The organism is Synechococcus sp. UW179A (genome assembly GCF_900473965.1).
Lineage (GTDB): Bacteria > Cyanobacteriota > Cyanobacteriia > PCC-6307 > Cyanobiaceae > Synechococcus_C.
This window is the reverse complement of the sequence record NZ_UCNJ01000012.1, coordinates 385020-407694: the sequence shown is the minus strand read 5'-3', so window position 1 is coordinate 407694 and position 22675 is coordinate 385020. Positions and strand designations below refer to the sequence as shown.

General features: G+C 48.6%; 20 protein-coding genes. 8 read left to right on the top strand and 12 right to left on the bottom strand.

The window, feature by feature from the left end; translation table 11 throughout:
* Positions 1-93: 93 nt before the first annotated feature.
* Both DXY31_RS06625 and DXY31_RS06615 read right to left on the bottom strand, forming a co-directional pair.
* Entirely contained in the window at positions 94-381 is a 288-nt protein-coding gene (locus DXY31_RS06625) for a Nif11-like leader peptide family natural product precursor (RefSeq protein WP_114992971.1), read from the bottom strand.
* A 547-nt stretch (positions 382-928) separates the two neighbouring features.
* The gene (locus DXY31_RS06615) at positions 929-1156 is read right to left on the bottom strand and encodes a hypothetical protein (RefSeq protein WP_114992969.1); all 228 of its coding nucleotides are present in this window, start codon (positions 1154-1156) and stop codon (positions 929-931) included.
* 519 nt (positions 1157-1675) lie between these two features.
* Here DXY31_RS06615 and DXY31_RS06610 point away from each other — a divergent pair.
* Entirely contained in the window at positions 1676-2107 is a 432-nt protein-coding gene (locus DXY31_RS06610; protein ID WP_137024925.1) for a hypothetical protein, read from the top strand.
* 586 nt (positions 2108-2693) lie between these two features.
* Positions 2694-3209, top strand: a complete 516-nt coding sequence (locus DXY31_RS06605; protein ID WP_114992967.1) for a tetratricopeptide repeat protein — start codon at positions 2694-2696, stop codon at positions 3207-3209.
* Between the two features lie 114 nt (positions 3210-3323).
* Here the strand turns inward: DXY31_RS06605 and DXY31_RS06600 are convergent, their stop codons facing one another.
* The 6 genes from DXY31_RS06600 to DXY31_RS06570 form a co-directional block, all read right to left on the bottom strand.
* On the bottom strand, positions 3324-3866 hold the full coding sequence (locus DXY31_RS06600; RefSeq protein ID WP_114992966.1) for a hypothetical protein: 543 nt from the start codon (positions 3864-3866) through the stop codon (positions 3324-3326).
* 634 nt (positions 3867-4500) lie between these two features.
* On the bottom strand, positions 4501-5394 hold the full coding sequence (locus DXY31_RS06590) for a homoserine O-succinyltransferase (RefSeq protein ID WP_114992964.1): 894 nt from the start codon (positions 5392-5394) through the stop codon (positions 4501-4503).
* 16 nt (positions 5395-5410) lie between these two features.
* On the bottom strand, positions 5411-6739 hold the full coding sequence (locus tag DXY31_RS06585) for an O-acetylhomoserine aminocarboxypropyltransferase/cysteine synthase family protein (RefSeq protein ID WP_114992963.1): 1329 nt from the start codon (positions 6737-6739) through the stop codon (positions 5411-5413).
* Positions 6740-6791: 52 nt separating this feature from the next.
* Entirely contained in the window at positions 6792-7469 is a 678-nt protein-coding gene (locus DXY31_RS06580; RefSeq protein WP_114992962.1) for a hypothetical protein, read from the bottom strand.
* A 67-nt stretch (positions 7470-7536) separates the two neighbouring features.
* The gene (locus DXY31_RS06575) at positions 7537-8526 is read right to left on the bottom strand and encodes a lytic transglycosylase domain-containing protein (protein WP_114993120.1); all 990 of its coding nucleotides are present in this window, start codon (positions 8524-8526) and stop codon (positions 7537-7539) included.
* Complete coding sequence (locus tag DXY31_RS06570; protein WP_114992961.1) at positions 8523-9098, bottom strand: DOMON-like domain-containing protein; 576 nt, start codon at positions 9096-9098, stop codon at positions 8523-8525. Before DXY31_RS06570 ends, DXY31_RS06575 begins: the two co-directional genes overlap by 4 nt.
* A 146-nt stretch (positions 9099-9244) precedes the next feature.
* Between DXY31_RS06570 and DXY31_RS06565 the strand changes: the two genes are divergently transcribed.
* Entirely contained in the window at positions 9245-9868 is a 624-nt protein-coding gene (locus tag DXY31_RS06565) for a hypothetical protein (protein ID WP_114992960.1), read from the top strand.
* 80 nt (positions 9869-9948) lie between these two features.
* Complete coding sequence (locus DXY31_RS06560; RefSeq protein ID WP_137024924.1) at positions 9949-10296, top strand: hypothetical protein; 348 nt, start codon at positions 9949-9951, stop codon at positions 10294-10296.
* Positions 10297-10513: 217 nt separating this feature from the next.
* On the opposite strand, the gene DXY31_RS06555 is transcribed toward DXY31_RS06560, so the two are convergent.
* Entirely contained in the window at positions 10514-11500 is a 987-nt protein-coding gene (locus DXY31_RS06555) for a hypothetical protein (protein WP_114992958.1), read from the bottom strand.
* A 358-nt stretch (positions 11501-11858) separates the two neighbouring features.
* Here DXY31_RS06555 and DXY31_RS06550 point away from each other — a divergent pair, with 358 nt between their 5' ends.
* Entirely contained in the window at positions 11859-12389 is a 531-nt protein-coding gene (locus DXY31_RS06550) for an MAPEG family protein (protein ID WP_170953584.1), read from the top strand.
* Between the two features lie 210 nt (positions 12390-12599).
* Here the strand turns inward: DXY31_RS06550 and DXY31_RS06545 are convergent, their stop codons facing one another.
* Positions 12600-13748: a phosphotransferase enzyme family protein gene (locus DXY31_RS06545; RefSeq protein ID WP_114992956.1), complete on the bottom strand. Its 1149-nt coding sequence runs from the start codon at positions 13746-13748 to the stop codon at positions 12600-12602.
* A 108-nt stretch (positions 13749-13856) separates the two neighbouring features.
* Between DXY31_RS06545 and DXY31_RS06540 the strand changes: the two genes are divergently transcribed.
* Both DXY31_RS06540 and DXY31_RS06535 read left to right on the top strand, forming a co-directional pair.
* Positions 13857-15047, top strand: coding sequence for a DNA repair exonuclease (locus DXY31_RS06540; RefSeq protein WP_114992955.1), 1191 nt, complete (start codon positions 13857-13859; stop codon positions 15045-15047).
* The gene (locus DXY31_RS06535) at positions 15038-17701 is read left to right on the top strand and encodes an AAA family ATPase (protein ID WP_114992954.1); all 2664 of its coding nucleotides are present in this window, start codon (positions 15038-15040) and stop codon (positions 17699-17701) included. Before DXY31_RS06540 ends, DXY31_RS06535 begins: the two co-directional genes overlap by 10 nt.
* 25 nt (positions 17702-17726) lie before the next feature.
* On the opposite strand, the gene DXY31_RS06530 is transcribed toward DXY31_RS06535, so the two are convergent.
* Together DXY31_RS06530 and DXY31_RS06525 are read right to left on the bottom strand one after the other, a co-directional pair.
* Positions 17727-19268, bottom strand: coding sequence for a hypothetical protein (locus DXY31_RS06530; RefSeq protein ID WP_114992953.1), 1542 nt, complete (start codon positions 19266-19268; stop codon positions 17727-17729).
* Between the two features lie 524 nt (positions 19269-19792).
* Complete coding sequence (locus tag DXY31_RS06525; RefSeq protein WP_114992952.1) at positions 19793-22291, bottom strand: DUF4135 domain-containing protein; 2499 nt, start codon at positions 22289-22291, stop codon at positions 19793-19795.
* A gap of 181 nt (positions 22292-22472) precedes the next feature.
* On the opposite strand from DXY31_RS06525, the gene DXY31_RS16835 reads away from it, so the two are divergent.
* Positions 22473-22649: a hypothetical protein gene (locus DXY31_RS16835; protein ID WP_170953583.1), complete on the top strand. Its 177-nt coding sequence runs from the start codon at positions 22473-22475 to the stop codon at positions 22647-22649.
* The last annotated feature ends 26 nt before the right edge of the window (positions 22650-22675 follow it).

Here is a 22675-nt window from a genome sequence, read left to right as displayed (position 1 = left end):
AGCAAAGCTTTAACTTGCCTGATTACTGCTCAACTGCGCTCAATTGTCCCAGGTATTGGAGACTTATTTGTGAGCTTTTTCTTTTAATATCAGTCAATTTACAACAGTCAGAGGTGTTGCACACACTGCGAATTCACCCCCATGCGATGCGTAAGCACCCGGATATCCGCCTGGACCGATGCCATGATGCCATCCGCCCCCGGAAAAACCTTCTAGTTCCCAATCTGAGAGCTGGTCGACCTTATCAGCAGTTAATTCATAGCCATGTTCCTTAGCAATGCCCACAACATCTTCAGGTGACTTTGCTGCCTTGAGCTTCTCCTGTAATTCTATACTGGCTTTAACTTTTTCAAGGAAGGCTTTGAGTTGCTCTTCTGGCATCGGTGGCAAGGTTGTGCAGCAGTAAGAGTAATGGTGTGTATTAAAGTCTTTGTTTGATCATCACTAAGCCGATGGGGGTTCAGTTGAGACTTATCTCTAATTTTAGTTAATTGTCTTCTACTTCTACTTCTACTTCTGCTTCGGCTAAGGCTCTAAACCACTCTCTGAGTTGCCTAGGTGTTTTGATTCCGATTCGTGTTAGACCCTTCACGAGTTGCTTACAGTCGTGAGGACTTAAATAAACCTCTGTGTCGATCTGAACTAGCTCCTCATACAAACTCCTTTGTTCGTCAGTTAGATCTTTATACCAGTACCAGTCGGTCAGCACACTAAAGCCTCCATTGGCTTCAGTATCAGCTCAGGCGTTTACCCTGTCCTCCCCCATTCGTACCAAAAACAACATTACGATTAGCTCTATTGGGGGAATGAAGCATGTGTTTAAGGCGATGTTGAGTTATATCAGCGAAAGCACCTGATAAAATGAGTTCCTGCGTAGCTGACTCTGCATCAAATCTTCTTCACGTCTCAGGTGAGGTATCAGAGTTGGCTAGTTTCGGTCAAAGTAATGAACTGAATACACATCGACGAATTCACCTGCTCGGTCTTTGCCCTCTAAGTAGGCTTCTTTCCATCGACCAAAAGAACCCATTTTAATGATTTGATTGAACTGTTCTAACGCTTCGGCGTGAGTCTCAAAGCTATTGACTTCAATTAGGAGATTACCATCGCTGAGGTTTACAACGTAGCAGGCTCGTTTCAAATTTGAATCTGCCATGGGTTCTTGTATTCAAAAGAGGATTTGAAGACCTAAGATGGTGCTTCTAGTGGATGAGCATACTGTTTTTATAGCTACTGTTGCGATGGAATCGTTGGTGTTGTTCCAAGTCATGACCAAGCGCACAAGTCTGCTAATGCTATTTAATTTTGCTATATTTTAGTTTGTTTTGATCGCGTGCTCTAAGTTTTGAAGTAGTTCATTGACGAGCTCTACCCTGGCCAATTTGTTGAGGAAGAAAATGTATAAATTATTATCTTAATTACGCCGTGTTTTATTTTCAAATGCAAATTAGATTTGAGCACTATGGAATGCTTAATCAAGCAAGGTCATGCTAAATTAACATTCGTCTCCAATACTCAGTAAATGCCCTCGGCTGACATGATGCAATAATGCGAGATGTCTGTTCTGTGGTTTGCTGGTCAATGAGTCGTCTTGCTCGTTTCAGTTTTAATACTGGACGATGATATAACTTGCATTGTGTTAATGACTTGTAGAATATGATATCGGAGTTTTATGATGGCCAATAACAATAAGCTTCAGTCAGCTGAATTTGGATTTTCAGGTGAAAATTTTTGCTTGATGAGAGAGTCTGCCAATGATCAGACTTACATTCTTTACATGGAGGACAATGGAAAGTGGGTAGAGATGAGCTGGCAAGGATATTTCGAAGATGGTGATATCGATTCTTTGAAAATGATCGAAGAGGTCACACAGAAAATCATTGAGCAAGACGATTGGCTTCCTGATTCAAAGATGCCATCTAAGCCATTTGCTTATTACGAGGAAGGTCATATTTACTCTTTCTTGAATCAGAAAATAAAAAGAACGGTTGAGGTCGAAGCATCTTGTTTTGATGAAGCTTCCAATATTATGTTTGGTGATGGTGAGTATGATCCGAATGATTGGAAATTAGTATTGATTGATCAAGAGCCGATAACCCAAGCTTGATCGTTTGGATGCTGCATCATCAGGTATTATTTATTATTTATCGTTATATTTAATGGTCGTTAATTTAAACATTGATAGCATTACCTTGTAATCTCCCTTAAATTTTAAAGTGTTCGTCGCTCCACCAGTCTCGCGGCATTTTTGTAAGATTTTTGGTTCACTGGTTCTGGCTATCTGATCATGCATCGAGACTGCTTTAACGATTTGGGTGGTGTGACAACTGCACCAGGTGATCCATTCCAGTCAGTCATGAGTTGGTTTGGGGGGATGTCCAGAGACTGTCACTTGGAGTTCGCTGTTCAGAGAAGCATCGATTTTCACCAATTCCATAACAATCCATCTCACAAGCTTCTCCGAGGAAGCTAGCTCTTGTCGTCAGATGTCTCTAAAACCGAACGCTAGTCGTTCTTTTTTAGCCTGACTATCTTCTAGCATTGTTTTGAAAACGACTCTATGAATGTTGTTTTGTTCCAGATCCCAACCCCCAGCACGAAACGATGGTTACTGGGATGGTGTTTTTCAGTGATTGATTGTTTACTCTCTTGATCCTGGCGACTACGCTGTATAGACTGAGTCTTATCAGCAAATGTTCATTCGAGTCATTGTTGTTTCGTTAATGGTTTGTTTGTTAGCTCTTGTGCCACCGTGTTTTGCTGCGAGTGTTGATTCCTATTTGCAAGCTGGAGTGGAGAAATCTGAATCCGGAGATTATAGAGGTGCTCTAATTGAATTTAATAAGGCACTCGAACTCGATCCAACCAATTCATCTGCATATCAATATCGTGGTGTAGCTAAGGCAAAATATGGTGATTTTGAAGGTTCAATTATAGATTACAGCAAATCTATTGAGCTGGATTCAAGTCGCACTGAATCCTATTCGAATCGTGGAATTGCAAAAGCGCGTTCTGGAGATCTTTCTGGAGCCATTCTCGACTTTGATGTTGCTATACAGATGAATCCCGACGATGGTACTGCTTACTTTAACCACGGAATGGCAATGGAAATGTCTAATGATCTTCAACGTGCATGCCTCGATTGGAACCGCGCTATTGAGCTTGGAGATGAACAGTCACTAACATTCTTAAGAAAGTACTGCCAATGAAGCTTGAATGATTATAATTATAAAATAGAATTAAAAACAATAAAATTTTAATTTTTGGAAATAACTCAAATAAAAGTTTAGTTTTTTTCGACGAGCTAATCAATTAAAAATGAATCAGTTCGATTTGAAGAGATCAGAAGCCATCATTCTGAAACCAGATAAATTGCGTCCCGGTACACGCTTGTTGGATCGAATCGAATTTCCAGGGCTCAAGGCATCCGGAGCAAAATTCACGAGGACCACATCAGGTTTTTCTGCTTCCGCTGCGGCAAGTTCCGCAGCGATCGCTTCAGCAATGGTCAACGATGATTGAGTGGTTGACAACGATTCATCGGAGTCAGCTTCGATGGTTCCTGTTTCAAATTTGGATGATTCATTGATCTGAACCCCTTGATGTTCGCTGGTTTCGTTTGTGGCAACCGCGGTGTCAATCTCGAGCGCTGTGGATTCAATGGTTTCAATTGCTTCTGCTGACGCCGCAGGTTGTAGGGGGCGCAATAGAACAACTCCCACTCCAAGTAGCATTAGTGAAAGCACTGTCGCGGGAATTCCCAGGGCACGACCCTGGAAATTCCAGAGAATGGAGGAGCCTGTTAACCCAAGCACGCCGGCAATAGCAAGCAGTGGGCCAAGAAATTTCAGGAACAAATTTTTCATTGCAAGATTATGGCGAATTCAATCCAGTAGCCGTGAGTTTGACTGATGGGGTTGAAACCGAGACTACATCTTGGCCTTCAAGGGCCCATCCGAACGTTCAAACTCTGCTCTGTGTTTGATGTTGCCGCTCTTGACGTATCAAAGCAATCATTCAGAACTGTATTCTTTGACCGAACAATTGATATTATACATTTTCCGAAAAGTCTGTCTTAATAATTTTCAGCTTATTATTGTTATTCTGTTGATTACGCTTAGACTCAGCTTCTCAATATGAGTGGCTCTTCGTCTTTGTTGTTTCAGCTTATTGGTTGTGTTCTACGTTGTTTGAGCTCTATCAATTACTTCAATTGTCGTCTGTTAGCTCTGTTTCTGGTCAGTATCCTCTCTTAGTCTGTTCACGCAATTGGAGTCTTATTTTTTGGTATTGAAGGACAGCTTTTTCCTTACTCAGATGAGGAAATAGGGCTGACGCTTCTTGTTGACTGACAGGTTCTAACAACCAATCGTCCTGTGGCCTTGGTGCAATGTCTGTACCTGAACGTTCCCACCGTTTTTGATTGGGAAGCCAACCTAACCATCGTCTACGCCATTGACCAAAGGTTTCAAGAGGATGCATGGCTCTTGTTTGATATCATTAAGCTTGGAAACTAACGCGTTGATAACAGAACCACAGCCATTGTTGAAAGAGTAGGTTTCGGTGAGATCTCCATAAAGTTTGAGGTTGATCAGCGTCGAAGTTTTGTGGCGGTGGAACATCACCCCGGGCTTTGTCTCTTTCCATTTCAGCAAGAATTCTGTCAACGTTGTATTCGGGATGTCCAAGGTGCATGAGCTGTCGTTGATCGGGGGTTTCGAAAATTGTGTAGCCAACAGACTCTCCATGTGCCAATAAACGTAGACGTCCCTGACGTTGGGCTGCCTCCATAGCAGTATCTGGCAGTGTTGCGTAGCGACTTTGTGGACAGAGAAATTGATCATTTTGAGTTCCCATTAGCGAATGCCCTGGCACAAGGCTGCGCATTGGAAACACCCCAAATAGTTTTTGTTGCAGTGCCACTTTCCTCACTCCAGCCAGATAAGCCAGAGCAAATCCCGCCCAACACAAGCCCAGGGTGCTAGCGCAGCTGACACGAGCCTCATTAACGAGGTTTACAAATTCCGACCAGTACGTGACTTCCTCAAAATGAAGGTGTTCAACCGGTGCGCCTGTGATAATCAAACCATCCAGAGGCCCTTTGGCATTGGCCTCTTCCCAACTCTGATACAACTCATCGAGGTGTGATTTATCCCAGCTTTTATAAGCATGGTTCTGCAGACGAATCCAAATTGGTTCGATCTGAAGCACCGAAAGTCCTAGTGGATGTAACAGGTTAAATTCGTACTGTTTTCCAAGCGGCATAATGTTCAAGATTCCGATCCTTAATGGTCGGATGTCCTGACGTTCTGCCTGTTCTGGTTTGATCCAGGAAATGCGATTTCGCTCAACAGCTGTGATCTTGTGATAGTTGGCTGGAAGAATCAGAGCCATGTCACAACTTCTCCGATCAGGCCCCTGATGCCAGGGCTTGATCGAAGTCGGCCTTGATGTCATCGATGTGTTCAAGACCCACCGACACTCTGACCATGGTCGGAGTCACACCTGCGGACATCTGCTCACTTTCACTTAGCTGCTGGTGAGTGGTTGATGCTGGATGAATCACCAATGTCTTGGCATCTCCCACATTGGCCAAATGACTCGCCAGTTTCAGGCTGTTAATGAAACAAACTGCGTCGTCATAGCCGCCATTGAGCGAGAACATCAGCATGCATCCCATGCCTCGGTCTGTGAGGTATTTCTTGGCTGCAGAATGATATGGATCGCTATTGAGGCCGGGATAGCTCACGCTTGCCACCTTCGGATGCTGTTGCAGCCACGTCGCTAGTTCCATTGCATTCTGAGCATGGCGTTCAACACGCAGGCTCAAGGTTTCCAGACCCTGCAGTAGCAGGAAGCTGTTGAAGGGGCTCACTGCAGGACCCCAGTCACGCAGCCCTTCCACCCGGGCTCTCATGGCAAAAGCAATATTGCGATGGTCCAGCAGTCCCAACATCTTGCAGATGTCACTGCCGAAGCCGAAGGCATCCCAGTGCACAAGTCCGTGATAAGCGGCGCTCGGCTGGCTCATCAGCGGGAATTTGCCGTTTCCCCAGTTGAAGGTGCCGGCATCCACAATCACACCACCGAGACTGGTGCCATGACCACCAATCCATTTGGTGGCGCTTTCCACCACTACATCGGCACCATGTTCGATCGGTCGCAGCAATGCACCGCAGGCACCAAGGGTGTTGTCCACGATCAGAGGAATCCCTTGCTCCTTGGCAAGAGCTGACAGGCCTTCGAAGTCGGGGATATTGAAACGCGGGTTCCCCATGGCTTCCACATAGATCGCCTTGGTGTTGTCATCGATCTGTGCCGCAAAGCTGGCAACATCGTCTCCCTCGGCGAATCTGACGTTGATGCCGAGTCGTGGAAACTGAACTTTGAACTGGTTGTAGGTCCCCCCATACAGGAATGACGTGGACACGAAATTGTCACCTGCCTGCATGCAGTTGGTGATCGCTAAAAACTGTGCTGACTGTCCTGATGCTGTGGCCAGCGCTGCCACGCCCCCTTCCAGAGCAGCTACCCGCTTCTCGAAGACATCCGTTGTTGGGTTCATCAGGCGGGTGTAGATGTTGCCGAATTCCTTCAGACCGAAAAGATTGGCCCCGTGATCTGCGTCATTGAAGACATAGGAACTGGTCTGGTAGATCGGCACCGCCCTTGAATTTGTGGTGGGATCAGGGACCTGTCCCGCATGCAGTTGCAGGGTCTCAAAGCGCTGATCCGTCACGGCAATCGCAGGGAAGTCTCCTTATTTCTAGCGTTGCGGAGATCGAGCGACCTCAGCCCCCGTCTGGATCAGGTTTGTCTGTTTCTGCGAGCGAGGGAAGGGTCTGTCGCAGTAGCGGTGTCAATTTGCTGCGCACTTCGCTGCGGAAGGAATCGACTGTGCTGCCTAGTAGTACCGGGTAGGGCTGTTCTCCGCCCTGCTCGCGTAGATGACGCCACTTGCTGTTCTCTTTCTCCTTGAGTTCCGTTAGCGCGGCCTGAAAATCATGGCTGCGTAATTGCATTTCTGTGCTTTCCAGAGCAGATGCTTGTTCAGCCATCTGCTCTCGGAATGCATCGAAGCTTTTGGCCTTGATGGTGTCTGGAAGCCCCAGGACCGGCTGATAGTGATCCAGAAGACGCAGCTCTTCTTCCAGGAGAATGGCCCACGCTCCTTGGGATCCTTCAGGGAGATCCATCTGGGACTGTGCCGTGCTCATGGCATCGAGGTGGAAACGCAGCCAGCGGTAATAGGACTTGTCTTGTGTGTTCTTTTTGACCGCAGCTTTGCCAGTCGCCAGAACAGGCAAGGCCGCTTCGGCTTTACGCAGAAAAAGACGGTCCTCTCGTTCCAGGTTCATAGCTCCCCAGCGCTGCCGATACTCCCAGAGTTCCGCGTAGCGATTCACATCGTCAGCAGACCAGCCAAGTCCAGCTAGTTCATTGGCGCGATGGGTAAGTTCTTTTGCCACGCAGCTTGTTGAGTCCTAATTCCCGAAGCGTAGATGCCAGGGGATGAAAGACCAGGGTGGATCGTTCTCAGATCGGCGGTGCGCTGTGGCGGTTTCCTCGTAAGTAGTCGTTCACCGCAATCGGCTGTTGTTGCTCATAACCCTCATGCAGCCAGAGGTCACCAGCGGAAGAGGCGTAATGGATCTGCCATTGGTGAAGACTCCTGTAGGTCAGTGGTTCTTGCTCGAGAAGTGCCGCGTAATGAAGCACGGCCCTGCCGTAGTGGTCGCTGTTGTTGTAGCCCCACAAGCCGCGGCGAATGTCTTTGAGACCTCCACGCCGGACCAGATAGCGAGCAGCAGCATGAATGGAATCCCATGGGTCGCGGATATTGCCACCATTCCCGATGCCTTGCTCTGACCATGTGGTGGGTAGAAACTGCATTGGTCCCTGTGCATTGGCAACAGAGACGCCATCGATGCGCCCCATTCCTGTTTCCACCAGATTTACTGCGGCCAATACGGTCCAGTCGATTCCCGTGGCTGCCGACGCACTGCGGTAAGCCTTAAGTAATTGATCTGCTGGTGCTGGAGGATTGATCCTCCAGGCCGGCAGTGTGGACGACGCAGGGCCTCGGTGCATCGCCAGGAATTCTCTGCGAGCTGCGATGTGCTGGTCAAAGACCCAGTGCCAGCGAGGATCCAGTTGAGCCCGAACGTCCTGACTCAGTGCTTTGTTCTTGGACAGAACCCTGTAGATCACCTGCTGCTGATGGGCAAGTGCAGCGAGGTTTTGTTCGGTCAACTGCGGAGTGAGCACAGCGGCCTCGATCTCGCCAATCAGCTCGGCGATTTCATTCGGCTCTTCCGGCATCAGCGGGTAGTGCCGACCATTCGGTGCGATGGACAGGTCTGTCCGGTTTGGCAGGTTCGGGCTTGTTGCTTTGCTCGGCGTCTGAACTTCAGCTGTGTCGGTGCTTTCAATCGTCTTGCAAGCCACTGTGATCGGACTGAGCAAGACAGGGATGCTTAAAAGACAACGCACCCAGACCCTGGTGTAACGCAGACGACTGTTCACCAATGCAGAAAACCCCTTCGATCATGGAAGTCTGGCTTGTCTCCCGGATGGTTCAGAGCCCAATAACTCAGGCAACCGTTTTGGTCTTCAAGAACCATGGTAAGTGCGATTTCAGGCATCTCTGTGTGCTCCCACCATGGCTTCAGTGAAATCCGAATCGTGCAGCGACAACCAACACGATCAATGCTGAAGCTCACCTCAGGTGCCTCTGCCAGAGGATCCGCTTTTCCACCTGTGCGGTAATCGCTGAACTGATAGAGGTTCCAGTCTCCGTTCGGAGAGACATTCATCTCCCAGTACCCTGGCTCACCAGGACGAGCGAGAAAGGCTTCGAAACAGGTATGGCTCCAGAGATTGTCCAGTCTCTGCGCTGAAGTTTTTGTCTTCCCACTGTTCAGCGATAGGCAATTGATGGAGCTTTCGGGCAACTTCGGGCTAAGGCTGAAGTTCAGTTCAAGAGGAGCATTTTCTTTCCAGACAAACTCCGCCATGGCAAGCACCGCTGGACACTGATCAAGGTCAAAGGGAATCAGTGGGCACACTTGCCTCACCATCACCGGGTGTCGTCCCATTCCCTAAATCCCACTCCAGGCAGTTCTGAGCTGAGCTCTGCGACTGATGGCTTGTCTCGTGGTCACTGTTGAGTGGTGAAGTCCGGCCTGTTGAGATTCGCAGACTAGGTGCAGAGTCAGAATGGAGCAGGGGTAGCTGATCAAACATGAGCTTGAGAGAACGCTTTGCTGATTTCTTGATTCGAGCTGCATGCCGCATCGCACCACCTGTCAATTCCGATGAACTTGAGGAGATGCCGCTGCGGTTGGAACCACAACAGCAGGGCGAATCCCTCACCAATACGGCTTCGGCGGATGCTGCTGATCTGCCTTCGGTGGAACCGTTATCGCTGGATCAACGTGTGATCAGCCGCTCAGTCAAAACTCTCAAGGCCGAAGCAATCAGTTCCCTGGCCACCCTTCATGCAGCACACTTGGTCGGTGCCTCTGTCTGGGATGAGCGGCGGATTGCTGCTCGGATGAATGCCGCTTCTGGCATCAAAGCTGCCAGTCCTGAAGTGCTTGCCGAGATCGAGGGGTTGGCAGTCACCTGGCAAAACGATCTCTCCGCCATCACCAATGCCCTGCAGCAGGTAGCCGCCATCAGTTGCCCAGAAGCACCGATCTCTCAGGATCTTCGACTTGAGGGAGAAGAACAGGATCTGGCAGCAGACCTCATCGAGTCCTGTTCAGTTGAGCTCACTCGTCATCAGCTGGAAGTGGCCAACCCTCAAGACGAACACGACGAGCAAGAACACAACGATCAACAAGAAGATAACCGTGAGGGCTGATTTGCAAAATCCAACCACCAGGATGAATCTCTGAGATATCAAAGCTTTCCTAGAGATCACCTAATTGATATACGGGCTTGTTGGCCCCGATTCAGGGTGAGCTGAGTCATGCTGGTGTGATGTCAAGCATGGACTTCAAGATGCCCAGTGGTGATGAACAGGATGACTGTTCCTATCGATACAAAAAGGCCAGAGGTTGGCTGATTTCGGCTGCTGTAGAAAACGTGCTTGATCATTGTTCAGAGACAGATCGCGAGCGTTTAAATCTGATTACAGCAGCAGAAGTACAGGATCCTGAAGCAATGATTCCGGAATTCAATGAAGAGACGATTCAATATGCTGATCTCATAGTGCAGCAAGCGATTGCGACTATCTCTATTCTGATTTCAAAGAAGTATGCTATCACTATTTTAAAACAAGAAATTTAAAGTTTGGTGCCAGCGAATTAACCATAATTTAGGGTCATTAATCGAATCTGAGATGACATCTTAGAGTGTCGGGAGATTTAGATTCACAGGTTGGGTACTGTATGAATTCTTGTCAGAATCAATCGTGAGGCGATGCAATCGTGGTAAAGGAAGAAGGCCAATTGATGAGTAGAGTTAAATAGCGTTACTTCTAGGCTATGGAGCATATTTAGACCGCTCAGGTTGTGAGCAATCGAAGAACGGAAACCACACCTACACTCACCAGGACACCCGAGAAAGCTTTGAAGAAGTCTTTGGCAAGCTGATGGAAAGCTGCCAGTGGAGTTGAGACTTTTATGCGGGCAACCAAGGCCAATTCGCGGCCAGCGAGCAGGCCAAGAAAGACCCATGTTGTGCTCATTGGAATCACGGAGAAGCTAAGAGCTCTTGCAAATAAAATTGTTCCAAAGACTAAGTCGCAGAGTGTTGCTGAGCGGATATCGCGAATATTCGCCTTTCTGCGAATGATCTTCTGTACAGGCCCTCCACCCCAGGCGAAAATCAATGCAATCGAACAGCAGATCACACAAATGCTCATTAGCAGTTCAAAAAAGCTGAGCTTTCTTGGAAGGTAAACATAGAAGCTAGCTGCATTCTGAATCATCCACTGACACCACAACCAGGCCGTACTGAACCATTGAAGAATTAACCAACGTCGTGGTAGCTGATGGTTATCCTGTGGACTTCGTATAAATCGACGCTCGAGAATCCATAACACCAACCCATAAACGACAGCAGAGGCGATCAGCGCGAAGACCCCGCCAAAAATCGATGTTGTAACCAGTGCAGATGTTTGTAGAGGCGAAAAAGCAGCCAACACGAGGATGGAAGTTCCAATCGGCGCACCCCACCAGGTCAGAGCTGCCACGGTCAATGGTGGTATCAGATAAAAAAGATTGAAATCATCTGGTAATGGGAACTGAGATAGCAGCCCCCAGGCAGGATCACCTGCATATTTAAACCAGCCGAAAACCAAGATGAAGGTTGTTGCTAAACAGATCCAAATCATCTGCAGATGAATGGATGTTCTCCCACGATTACTGACCAGGAAGGTGCCTAAGGTCTGTAAGGAATCATTGGCGGTGCAGGCTACAACGACGAGAACAAAGCCAAGGATCTGAACAACGTGGCTGTTCATGCTCTGCGCATCGGCAAGATTGAACAAGCCTCAAAACTCAAAACTATACAGAACATTATCGTTTTGGTAATTACTTCATTAAATCAATGGTTCCAGGTTGCAAGTGCGGAGTATTTAGCAGGTGGGGCATCTATTTCAGCAAGATATGGCAGGTTATTCAAATAGTAGCGGAATGAATGGGGGCGATTCCTGGATTCAAGCCACTGACTCAACACTGTTCATGGGGTGCCACCGAAAGGTCATTGGATTGACCGCTGGTCAGTTTGGGATTTCCTTGGATTCTTGTTGTCGTCAGATGTTTTAAGTTTGACTTGATTGATCAATTGTTTTGCTGTCGACATAGTATGAGTAGTGAATCGTGCAACTCATGAATAGGGCGATGTCCTTGACAGAACAGCAGGCAAACGTGTTGCGCGGCATGGGACTGGGAATATTTGTCTCTCTCCTTTTGGTTCTCTACGGAATCATCTTCAATCCTTTCTCTTTTTCTGAGTCGGAGGCGATGGATGACAGGATCGTAGTACTGGCACGATGTTTACTCATCCCATTATCTGTGCTCATCGTATCCATTGCAAGAATCGCTAGGTACCGATTTTTTTCTCCTGAAGATATTGATTCAACGGCAGCCTCTACACCATCGTCACCACTTTTATGCCTCCAATCGCTTCTCCAGAACACTCTTGAGCAAACGATTCTGGCTGCATTTGTCTATTGTCTGTGGATCGTGATGACTCCCTCCGTGTGGTTATCGGTGCTTCCTCTCTCGGCGTGTTGCTTCTTGATCGGTCGGATATTATTTATCAAAGGATTCCGAAAAGGTGCCGTGTCGAGAGCGTTTGGTTTTGCTTTGACGTTTTACCCAACTGTTGTCTTATTCGTTTTAATTGTCATAAGAACTTTGCTTTCTCTTGGTTGATGCTTTGTCGGGCAACACTGTGGCAATATGAATAATCTGATGTCACTTTGGATGATCACTGGTCAAAAAAATTATTTTCGTTTTCTTGGTTTGGATTGTTGTTGATCGCCTCTCTCTGGAAGCGCATCGTGGGCAATGGTCTGAGCAAATGCTGTGGATTAAAGTGAACTCGTTCCGAGTTGATTCATCATCATCCTATGGCTATCCAACTCAGAATTCTTGCGACAATTCATCAATCAGTTTCTTCAGCTCCCGCCACTGATTTTCGATCGATTGGGTGAGCGCAAACTGAACCTCAGCCCGCTCAAGATTGTGTTGAGGCCTTGTTGTACGGAAATAACGGTCTCCGGAGAGATGGTCTGTGAGAAAGCGGATACCGAGCTCAAGGGGAATCAGACGAATGCAATCAGGCAAGTAGCGGAAATCCTCTGGCGTGAGGAATGATCGACCCACAGACAGATAGCCCTCAAGGATCGCCCGGCAAAGGTCCAGATCAAAGCTGACGGTCTGGGCATCGAGAGCTTCCTCGCCCGATCGATTGCAGCAGGAGCGAAGACAGTCGCCGATGTCGTAATGAACCAGCCCCGGCTTGACGGTGTCGAGATCGATCAGTCCCACGGCTTGCCCGGAGGCGTTATCGATCATCACGTTGTTGATCTTCGGATCTCCGTGGATTGGTCGTCGTTTCAGTTCACCTCTTGCACAGGCCTGCTCAAGAACGTCGATCCCTGCCCTCCGCTTGTCGATGAAGGAGACAGCATTGGCGATGCGATTGCTGTTTCGATCATTCGCCCTGGAGAACACCAGGTCAAATTCGGCAAGGTAGGCCGGGGCAATGTGGAAATTTTCCAGCGTGTCAGCCAGTTCGTCAGTGGCCAGATCACTGATCAGGTGATGAAACATGCCCAACCCGTAGCCCAGTTCGCGGGCGTGTAGGTCGTCTTGAATCACATCCGTCGTGGTGGCTGCACCAATGTGGGTGATGGATCGCCAGAACTCACCCTGATGCTCAACCCAGTGTCCGTGGGCATCGAGGGTCGGCAGAACTTTGGGAACCTCCCAGCGGCGACCCGACAGTTCAGGCGGTTGTTGGGCAAGACGCTGCTCAACGTGGTTGCCCAGTTTGAGCAGATTGCTCATCACCAATTCAGGTTGTTCAAACACCTCAGTGTTCAAACGCTGCATCACGAAGGCTGATCGTGATGCACTGCGGTTCAGTGTCACCAGAAAAGTGTCGTTGACATTTCCTGACCCAAGCTGGCTGATCCCGTCGATCTGTTCTGGCGGGTGGAACAGTCCAGCGATGGTCTCCAGGATCGAGTTGGTGCTGGAGAATGGGGAGGGCACGTCGAATCGCATGGGTCTCATCACGAAACATGCCGTGTTCTTCGCCCACTGCCAGCAATGAGTGTGCGGAAAATCAGGCGGGAAGGCGGCAGCATGGTGAGCGATATCTGAACGGCACGGGTGCCACGAATCCTTCACACCGCTGACTGGCAGATCGGCAAGCCCTATCGCTGGATCGAAAACTCGCAGAAACAGGCTCGTTTGCAGCAGGAGCGTGTTGATGCGGTTCTAAGAATTGCTGAGCAGGCCAGTCAGCAACAGGCGGACGTTGTGCTGGTTGCTGGTGATTTGTTCGACTCGAGCACTGTGGCCGCTGACATGGTCATGGAGGTGCTGGAAGCGATCGGATCGATCCCATCACCTGTGGTTGTGATACCAGGCAATCATGATCACGGCGGAGCCGGTGGCATCTGGAGGCGTGAAGATCTGCTCGGGCAGATGCGGCAGCGTGCCGCCAACCTCCGATTGCTGCTCAAGCAGGAACCGGTCAGTGTTGCTGGGATCACTCTGTTGCCATGCCCATTGCTTCGGCAGCGGGAGAGCCGCAGCCCGTCTCTCTGGCTTGATCAGCTCAACTGGACTGAGCTCGATTCTCTGCAACCCCGTGTTGTTCTGGCCCATGGCTCGGTGCAGGGTTTCGGTGGCGAAGCCCAGGTGAATCAGCTTTGCCTCGATTCCCTTCCCCGGGATCAAATCGATTACATCGCTCTCGGCGACTGGCATGCGCTGATGGAGATCGATCGCAAAACCTGGTACAGCGGCACACCGGAACCCGACCGCTTCCCGAGCGGGCCCGATGACCTGAGGTCACAGGTTCTGCTGGTTGATCTGGAGAGAGGTCAACAGCCGATCGTGAAGGTCCAGTCCACCGGTCGAATGCGCTGGCATCGGATCACCATGACGCTCAACGGCGATGCCGATTTGGCCCGCTTGGAGCAACAGCTTGCCGAGTCTGTTGGCAGTCGCGTGGGGCGCGACCTGTTGCGGCTTGAACTCAACGGTCAACTGGGTCTCCAGGGACACCTCCAGCTGCAGGACCGTTTGGCGCTGCTCAGTCAACAGCTTCTTCACCTGCGTCTGCGAGGCAAGCTGCACCGTCAACCAACTGCCGAGGAGAGGGATGAGCTGCTGCTTCGGATGGACAGCCCCCTGGTCAGCACGATCGCTGCTGGTCTTCAGGAGGAGCTGCAGAGCAATGCTGATCCTCTGGTTGAGCAGGCTCTGATCGAATTGCATCGTCTTTGCGCCAGGGATTCACTTGCAACGGTTCCAGTTGCCACGCACCCAGTGACCACCGACTCATGCGCCTGATTCGCTGCCGGTTGGAAAGCCTTCGCCGTCATCGAGCTCTGGAGATTCCCTTCGCTCCAGGGCTGACCCTGATCGGTGGTGCCAATGAATCCGGCAAAAGCTCGCTTGTGGACGCGATGCATCGGGCTCTGTTTGTGCGCGCCTCTGCCACCGGAGCTGCCATTCGTGATCTGAGATCTGCCACACATGCAGGCCATCCGCAGGTGGAAATCGATTTCGATGTCGGCGGGCAGCGTTGGTCGTTGTTGAAATGCTTCAGCGGTGCCGGCGGAACCTGCCGCCTCAGCCGAGCTGGTCAGCAGGTTTTGCTCGGTGGAGATGCCGAGGATCAACTGGCCGCTCTGCTTGGAGTCGAGGAGATCATCGGCAGTCGCCAGGTGAACCGTGTGCTTCCCACCCGTTGGGCACATCTCTGGGTGATGCAGGGACTGGCCGGTCGCAATCTGCTGGAACTCAGTGGCGAGCACTATGACCTCAAGGGATTGATCACGGCTCTGGAGGGACAGGCGGAGCAATCGCTGCAGTCGCCGATCGACCAAAAGGTCTTCAACCAACTTGAACAGCTTGTGGCCTCCAGTTTCACCAGTCGCGGGGTGAAACAGAACAGTGAACTGTGGAAACGTCGGCAGGAGCTGCAGCAGGCTTCTGAACGCAAGGCTGAAGCACAGGATCGTCTGCTCAGCTACGAAACGGCCTGCATCGAGCTCGATGCGAACGAGCAGGCTCTAGATCAGCTGGAGTGTGCAGCACCAGAAGTGCAGAAGCTGCGTCGAAAGCTTCTTTCACTGAAGGATCTTCAACAACAGTTGGCTCCGCTGCGTTTACAGCAGACCCAATGGCAACAGCAACTCAGTGTCCTGAGTCGTCTTCATCAGGAGATTCAGGCTGCGGAAACAGCGATGAAGGCCCATCGACAGGAGCTCTCTGTCATGAACGAATCTGCTCAAACATTGTCCAGAAACCTCGTTCATCAAAAAGCTGCTTATGAACAACTCGAGCGCAAACGTCAGGTGCTTGAGGAGCGTGGCCTTGCCCTCCGGCGTCATCAGGATCAGGAACGGCTTCAACATCGCATCCAGACCATTCGGCGTCAAAGGGATCAACGGGCCAATCTTGAACATCAGCAATCTGCTCTCAAAGAGCAGCTGATGGAACTGCCGGGTCGTGATGCCAACGCTCTGGATGCCTTACAGGCTCAGCAATTACGGCTTCGTGAGCTGGACATTCGTCTGCAGAGCATGGCATCAAGGATCGAATTGCAGTCCTCAGACAGGACTGTGCAGCTCGATGGTGAACAGCTCAGCCCAGGTGATGTTGCTCAAAGGACGGGTGCATTCCGTCTTGACGTCGGTGATGGTGTCACTCTGCTGGTTTGTCCTGGTGAGGGAACTGGCCTCTCAACACTCTTGGCTGACAAGACACGTTGTGAGGCCCTGTTGGCGGACAATCTCAAACTCTGGGGCGTTAGCAGCATTGAAGCTGCAGAGGCTCAGTTGCAGAAACGTAAGGAGCTTCAACAACAGCTTGCTGTTCTTGAAGCGCGTCTTCGCCAGCTGATGGAGCAGCACCGGGGCGAGCAGAAGGGTGGTGAAACTCTTGAACAACTCGATCAGCAGCTCGCCGAATTGCAACAACATCAAGATGAGCCAGACCTTGCCGCGGAGGAGGATCTCGAGCAGGCCTTGAACAATTGCCGCAAGACCTATCAATCAGTGCAGGAACAGGTTCGCTGTCTGCGTTCCGATTGTGATCGTGGAGAACGTGAACAGAACGGACACACCAAGCAGCTTCAGGAGCTGCAGATTCGACTGGAGCGTCAGGAGGCACGGCATGCTCAGCAGCTTCAACAGCAACACGAGATCGAGACACGGCACGGCACAGCCAACACAATCGCCGACGATCTCAGGAAGCTGTCTCATCAATGTGAGCAATTGCAGGACCAACTGCTTGTGTTGAGTCGTGATTGTGGCCTCAATGTCGACGCCGACGTTGAGACATCACTGTCTGCATTGGATGCCCGTGAGCTGAAGCTCAATCGTCAGCGTACGGATCTGAGCCGTGAACGCGGCTCATTACTGGAGCGCTGCGAACGTCTCGGTAGCCGGGAACTGCATGCAGAACTGGAGGAAGCTTGTAATCGTCTGGAGGTGGCCCAGCAGGCAGAACAACAGGAGACCCAGTTGGTTGAGGCACGCGTGCTGCTTCTCAAACGATTTCAGGAAGCACGCGCCGATCTTTCACGGCGCTACTCATCACCACTCAAGTCCAGCATCAACCGTTTCATTGCTCCATTTCTGCAGAACCCCGGCGACAGCTCTGAGCTCCGCTTTGATGCCAGCGATGGTCTGAAGGATCTGCGTCTTCAACGTTCAGGTCAGACCCTCGAGTTTTCACAACTCAGCGGAGGACTCAAGGAACAACTGAATGCCGCCGTTCGCCTGGCCATTGCCGAGGCTCTGCGCGATGGCCATGACGGCTGTCTGCCTGTGCTGTTTGATGACGCCTTTACGAACAGCGATCCCTTGCGACTGGAAGCGGTGGGGAGCATGCTCCGGCAGGCTGTTGATCTGGGTCTGCAGGTGGTGCTTCTGAGTTGCGACCCTGATCCCTACCGAGCGATTGCCGATTCAATCATTGATCTCGACCAAGACTGAGTTTCTAGGTTTGGTTAGTTAAGACTCAGAGTGCGTTTTCGATCACGTTCATGGCTTTGAGATAGGCCGGTGGTTCATCAGCTGTTTCTGATTCTTCGATGCCGTTGTCATCTCGTATCAAGCGGCGCGCGTTATCGGCAATCACAGCATTCACAAGCAGATCCATCGCTTCTGGCTGATCGAGGTTTTGAATTGCCTCTGCATAACGCCGACTGTGGGTGGGTCGTACCGATTCCTGGCAATAAGTCGACAACTCCCGGCTTTCGGTCATTACCGAAAACGCCACATCCTTGGTTGTGGAATTTCCATAGATGACCATGTAGAGCAGGTTCACCATCGATGCGTCATGAACGGGAATGGCATATTTGCGTACGATCTGTGGCCAATAACGCAGAGACTTGAGGCCTTCCAGGCCTCCCTTGCGCAGACCTGCCTGTTCGCACCAGTTCTCAAGCTCTTCCATTGATTGCGGGCAGCGCTTTTCGATCCGCATGTGCTCTGCCAACACCTGCCCCGCATGGAAATTACGGGTTGGTGTCCCAGAAACTGGCAACATCATGCTGCCGCGAACATCAGCAACCATGGCTGTGAGTTGCGCAAAGGTGTGATCTCGAACCTTCTCCATGTCTCCACCGCGCACAAGAGCCGCCTCGATTCTTTGCACGCCGTAGCCAAGCTCCGTTAGTTCAAACGGTTGGCGGTTGTAGAGCCTTTGGCGATTGCGTCTGGCCATTGAAACCGTGGCTGCTTGATCCAGGCACTGGTCCAGCAAAAGCGTCAGCAGGGTTGGTAGCACACCAGGGTTGTCTTGGTGGTAGGCGTACCCGAAGCCGGCAAACACCGACGACATGTTTTTTGCTGCCTTGATGTATTGCCCCTCGATGTTGTGAACGCCCGCGGAGACCTGGATGTTTGGTGACAGTCGATCCAGCATTCGGGCTCCTAAGAGCGCTGTCAGTGCGTTGGGATGGCAAAAGTTGGCCGTGAAACTGTCGAGAGGATTGCGCAGGGCGCCATGGCGATGAAAACCCGAGAAGAAGCCAAGGCTTGGGACTTTCTCGCACAGCACATACGACTCGTTGGCCAGGTTGTCATGACTGAACGAACCGGCCAGACAAGCCAGGACCACATGTTGACGACCCAATTGCTCCCGCAGTTCAATCGCTTCGAGCAGATCTTCCTCAACGTGGTTGCTGTTTGCGCTGAGCACCACCAACTCGCAGCGCCTGAGCAAGTCAGCCAGGGTGTTGGGTTGACGCCCTCCCTCACCTTGATGGCTGCCCATCCGCTCCATGACAGCAACGTGCTTGGGGTCCATGCCGTCTAAATCAGACTGCGAGAACGCACCGAGCAGCTCACGCTCAGGTCGGGGTGCCAGCAGCAGATTATCCTCATCCTTTTGCTGCATGGCGCAGTTGTAGGCAAGGGAAGCGGGATAAAGCCCTACGCTGTAGAAGCCGACCTTTCCGGTTTCCAACTCCCAGATTCGTTGTCGAACCTGATCTCTGTCGAGGCTTGGAGGAAAGAAGCCGTTTGAGTTCAACAGTGCCGCAGTGCTGAAACTCATTGCAATAACTGAGAAAATTTGGTGAGCAAGTGGTCGAGGCTCAATGTGGCCGGCGGCTGATATCGCTGTTTCTGGCCTGATGACTGGTGTGGACAGACCGATGGATCTGTATCAACCGCATCAATGATCCGTCTGATGACCTGAGCTGGAAGACTGCTCCCAGGTGATTCAGCAGTTTATCTCTGCAGGTCTCGCGAGCGATTGAATCGGATGATCATCAAGGACTGAGCAGCGCAATATTAAGCTCCCGCTATCCCTTTCAGATGCTTTGTGGCAGCAGAGGTTGTTCAGGCAGCGATTTGGTTAACCAGAAAAAATGCAATAGATTTAATTTCCGGTAATCGAAGATCAATCTTAACAATAACTCATCGATTTAAAACCCTGCAATGATAGATCCAAGCGAGAGTATATGGAATCTACCCAAAAAACGAACCACTAATGTCTAGACGAGGGAGAAATTGAAGTTTAGAAGGAATAAGCAACAAGAACAGGAACAACATGCAGATATTGTTGCTGAAATTACATCAACGCACGGGTGTCAGATGCTTAATCAGAGCCAAATCGAGGAAAATTCCACAATTAATCCAGCCTTTCCAGCCGGAATCAAAACCTCGACAAGCCGATGCGAATAATTGAGAGATAGACAAGTCAGCCAAGGAATTGGAATTGTCTACGATGGAAGGAACCAACAAATGCTGTAACGACTCATCACGAATGAATACCCCAAAAGCATCTATATCATGGTCAACAAGCGCTTGATAAGTCTTATATCGAAGACTGATGATTTTATCCGTCGACAGAGAATCCCTGGGATCTGATGATTTAATGTTTAAAGACAACTCATGCAAAGAAAAGTTGGGCAAAAATAAATCAGATGTGAACTTAAAAGTGTTTTCTTGATCCAGACAACCATCTGACCCTATTTTTGACTGATCAATTCGATCAATATAATCAATGCAAAAACCAAGCTTATGTGCCAACAAATCTATGTTATTCAAATATAATAATTTGGATAGGGAATCAGTTCTTATAGAGTTTGTCTTCTCAAGCCATAACTTTAAAGAGTGAAATGCGCTTGATATCGTACTCAGATTAGATTGTTGGAAAAATCCTGGACGGAGAAGCAAAAGACTCAAATAGGCATCCATTGACGAGGCTATGCCAGAAAGACTATAAGGAATAGGCTCTGAAATATATAAACAGTTGGCATGAAAATTGTATAAAATAACAGGATGCATTGTTGAACCATCAACAAATTGATCCAAATAATTAGTTAGTCGATTAAAAAGTGTCAGAGCAAAGTCCTGTGATTTATCTTTATAGATGAGGTTTGATTGATGTTTAAGATTATCAGAACACACCAGTAATTGAGATGGGGAAAAAGATGCGTGGAGAGACGCGCTAAGCGATAGGAGCTCAAGTTGATGTGAAATATAAACAGGAGAATTCAGGTTTCTAAGATGTTCACCAATATCAAGACTAAACGTGCCAACGGCATTCATAGAAGAATCAAAAAGATTGTACTGATCTAAATCTGAATAAAAGTATGGAATATCTCCGTTATCTAATTGGATAACTTCTGAGGTGAGTGCTAGATTTTCATCCCAGGAAAAGTCGCCATAGGATGTTGTATGTATTTGATCTGATAGCGTCTTCACCAAGTATGTCCATCTTTGAAGGCCTGTGAGGCAGTTTTGCAAGGAGAAAAGATTTCTTTGAATGTCATAGTAGTCAAAGGTGGATCTCCGAATCACACGAGTTCGCCCCTTAAATGTATGCAATAAATTGGCAACATTTTCTTTATGTTGTATCATTAAACTATGAGCTTGAGTATAACCAAGCTTAATGGAATCAATGAACTCAAAAGGAAAACACTGACCCTCTACATCAGGAAGATGTTCGGGATGACTCCACATAGAATCATCGTTAAGCAGATGTGGCCAGCGATAATTAGACTGATAACTTAAACATCCCATATCTTGAAAAATGGAAGACGATGACATAGCCATAGGCTGTGCCAATGCCATCGTCATAAGCACCGATAAAGCAGGATCTAAGGATATGTCTCTTTCAGAACCATTTTGATTACGGAGTCGGAAGGAAGATATCGAGATCGGTTGCATGATATTTTCATGGTCAATGAAAACAAAACCTTCAGAAGTGCAGATTAAGTTATCAAACCAAAGATCGGTATGTCGACTCAGATGGGCAACAAAAAGTTCGAAACCAAATTTTTGATAAAGTGATGGCCATCGATCTCTGGCTACTTGCGAATAACTAACTCCTTCCTCAAAAAATCCATTTGATGCCAATAAACGAGTTCTTTGAGTTGATTGATAGTGAGCTGGCGGGGATAGACAAGAACAAATTGAATCCCAAAGAATTTCACCATCATAAAATCTTGGTTTATAAAAAATAAATTGCCTTGTCTTCGTACAAGACAACTTCAAGACCGACCTAGCATTATTGTGTGGATCACCAAGGCCATCAAACAGCAAAAACTCAGTTGGCTTGATTAATTTTTGAATCTCATCTCTGCAAACATCAAAGTCGATTAAAAATAAAAGTAACTCTTGGATCTTGTTGGAAAGAATTACAGCGATGCGATAGCAATATAAAAATGCTTGATTGAGGCTGTTTCCCTTGAGAAATTGAGTATTAATTCTTAAGATATGATAGCTTTGTTCCGCTAAACTTGTGCTGATCCTCAAAGTATTAAATTGATAACTTTGAATTGAAGGGAATTCAGTAAATGATTTTTTCAATTCAGAATGAATTTGATATTCGAAATAGTTGGTGAGAGAATTGATATCAATAAGAAATTCAGAAAAAAAAGTGGTTGACAATAGATCAGCGAAAAATTGAAACTCCCGCGATTCAACGAGCTTTAGATCAATGTCTCGGTGAAATAAACTGTTACCGATGGCTTCACTATTGACGCATAGGGAGAGAAGAGAAAGATCGGATGCTTTAATACGGCTGGAAATTGATGCAAGGCTTAAAAATAAACTCCTGATTGACATCGGAGGACCTTAGATAAATTTTATGTGATCAAAAGTGCAATAAATATAGCAAAAGCAAGAACAAAGATTCAAGCCTTGGAGGTAAGATTAATCTATATTATATGCCTGGACAACAAAGAAGCTATTGATTAATAAATAATAATTTAAGACATGGCTTGCATGAGGCTGGTAGATTTCATGAATGAGCAGCATTAATTTTGAAAAACTGAGTTTAGATACGCAGCTTGCTATCAAGCATGCGATTGCTGTGGCTTGGTCAGATGAGTCCTTTGCAGACATGCTTAGGGATCATCCGCACGAAGCATTAAAAGAACTTGGATATGAATTACCAAGTAACGTCAAATTTGAATTTGAATGACCAGATTATTTAAACTCATCGTTCGA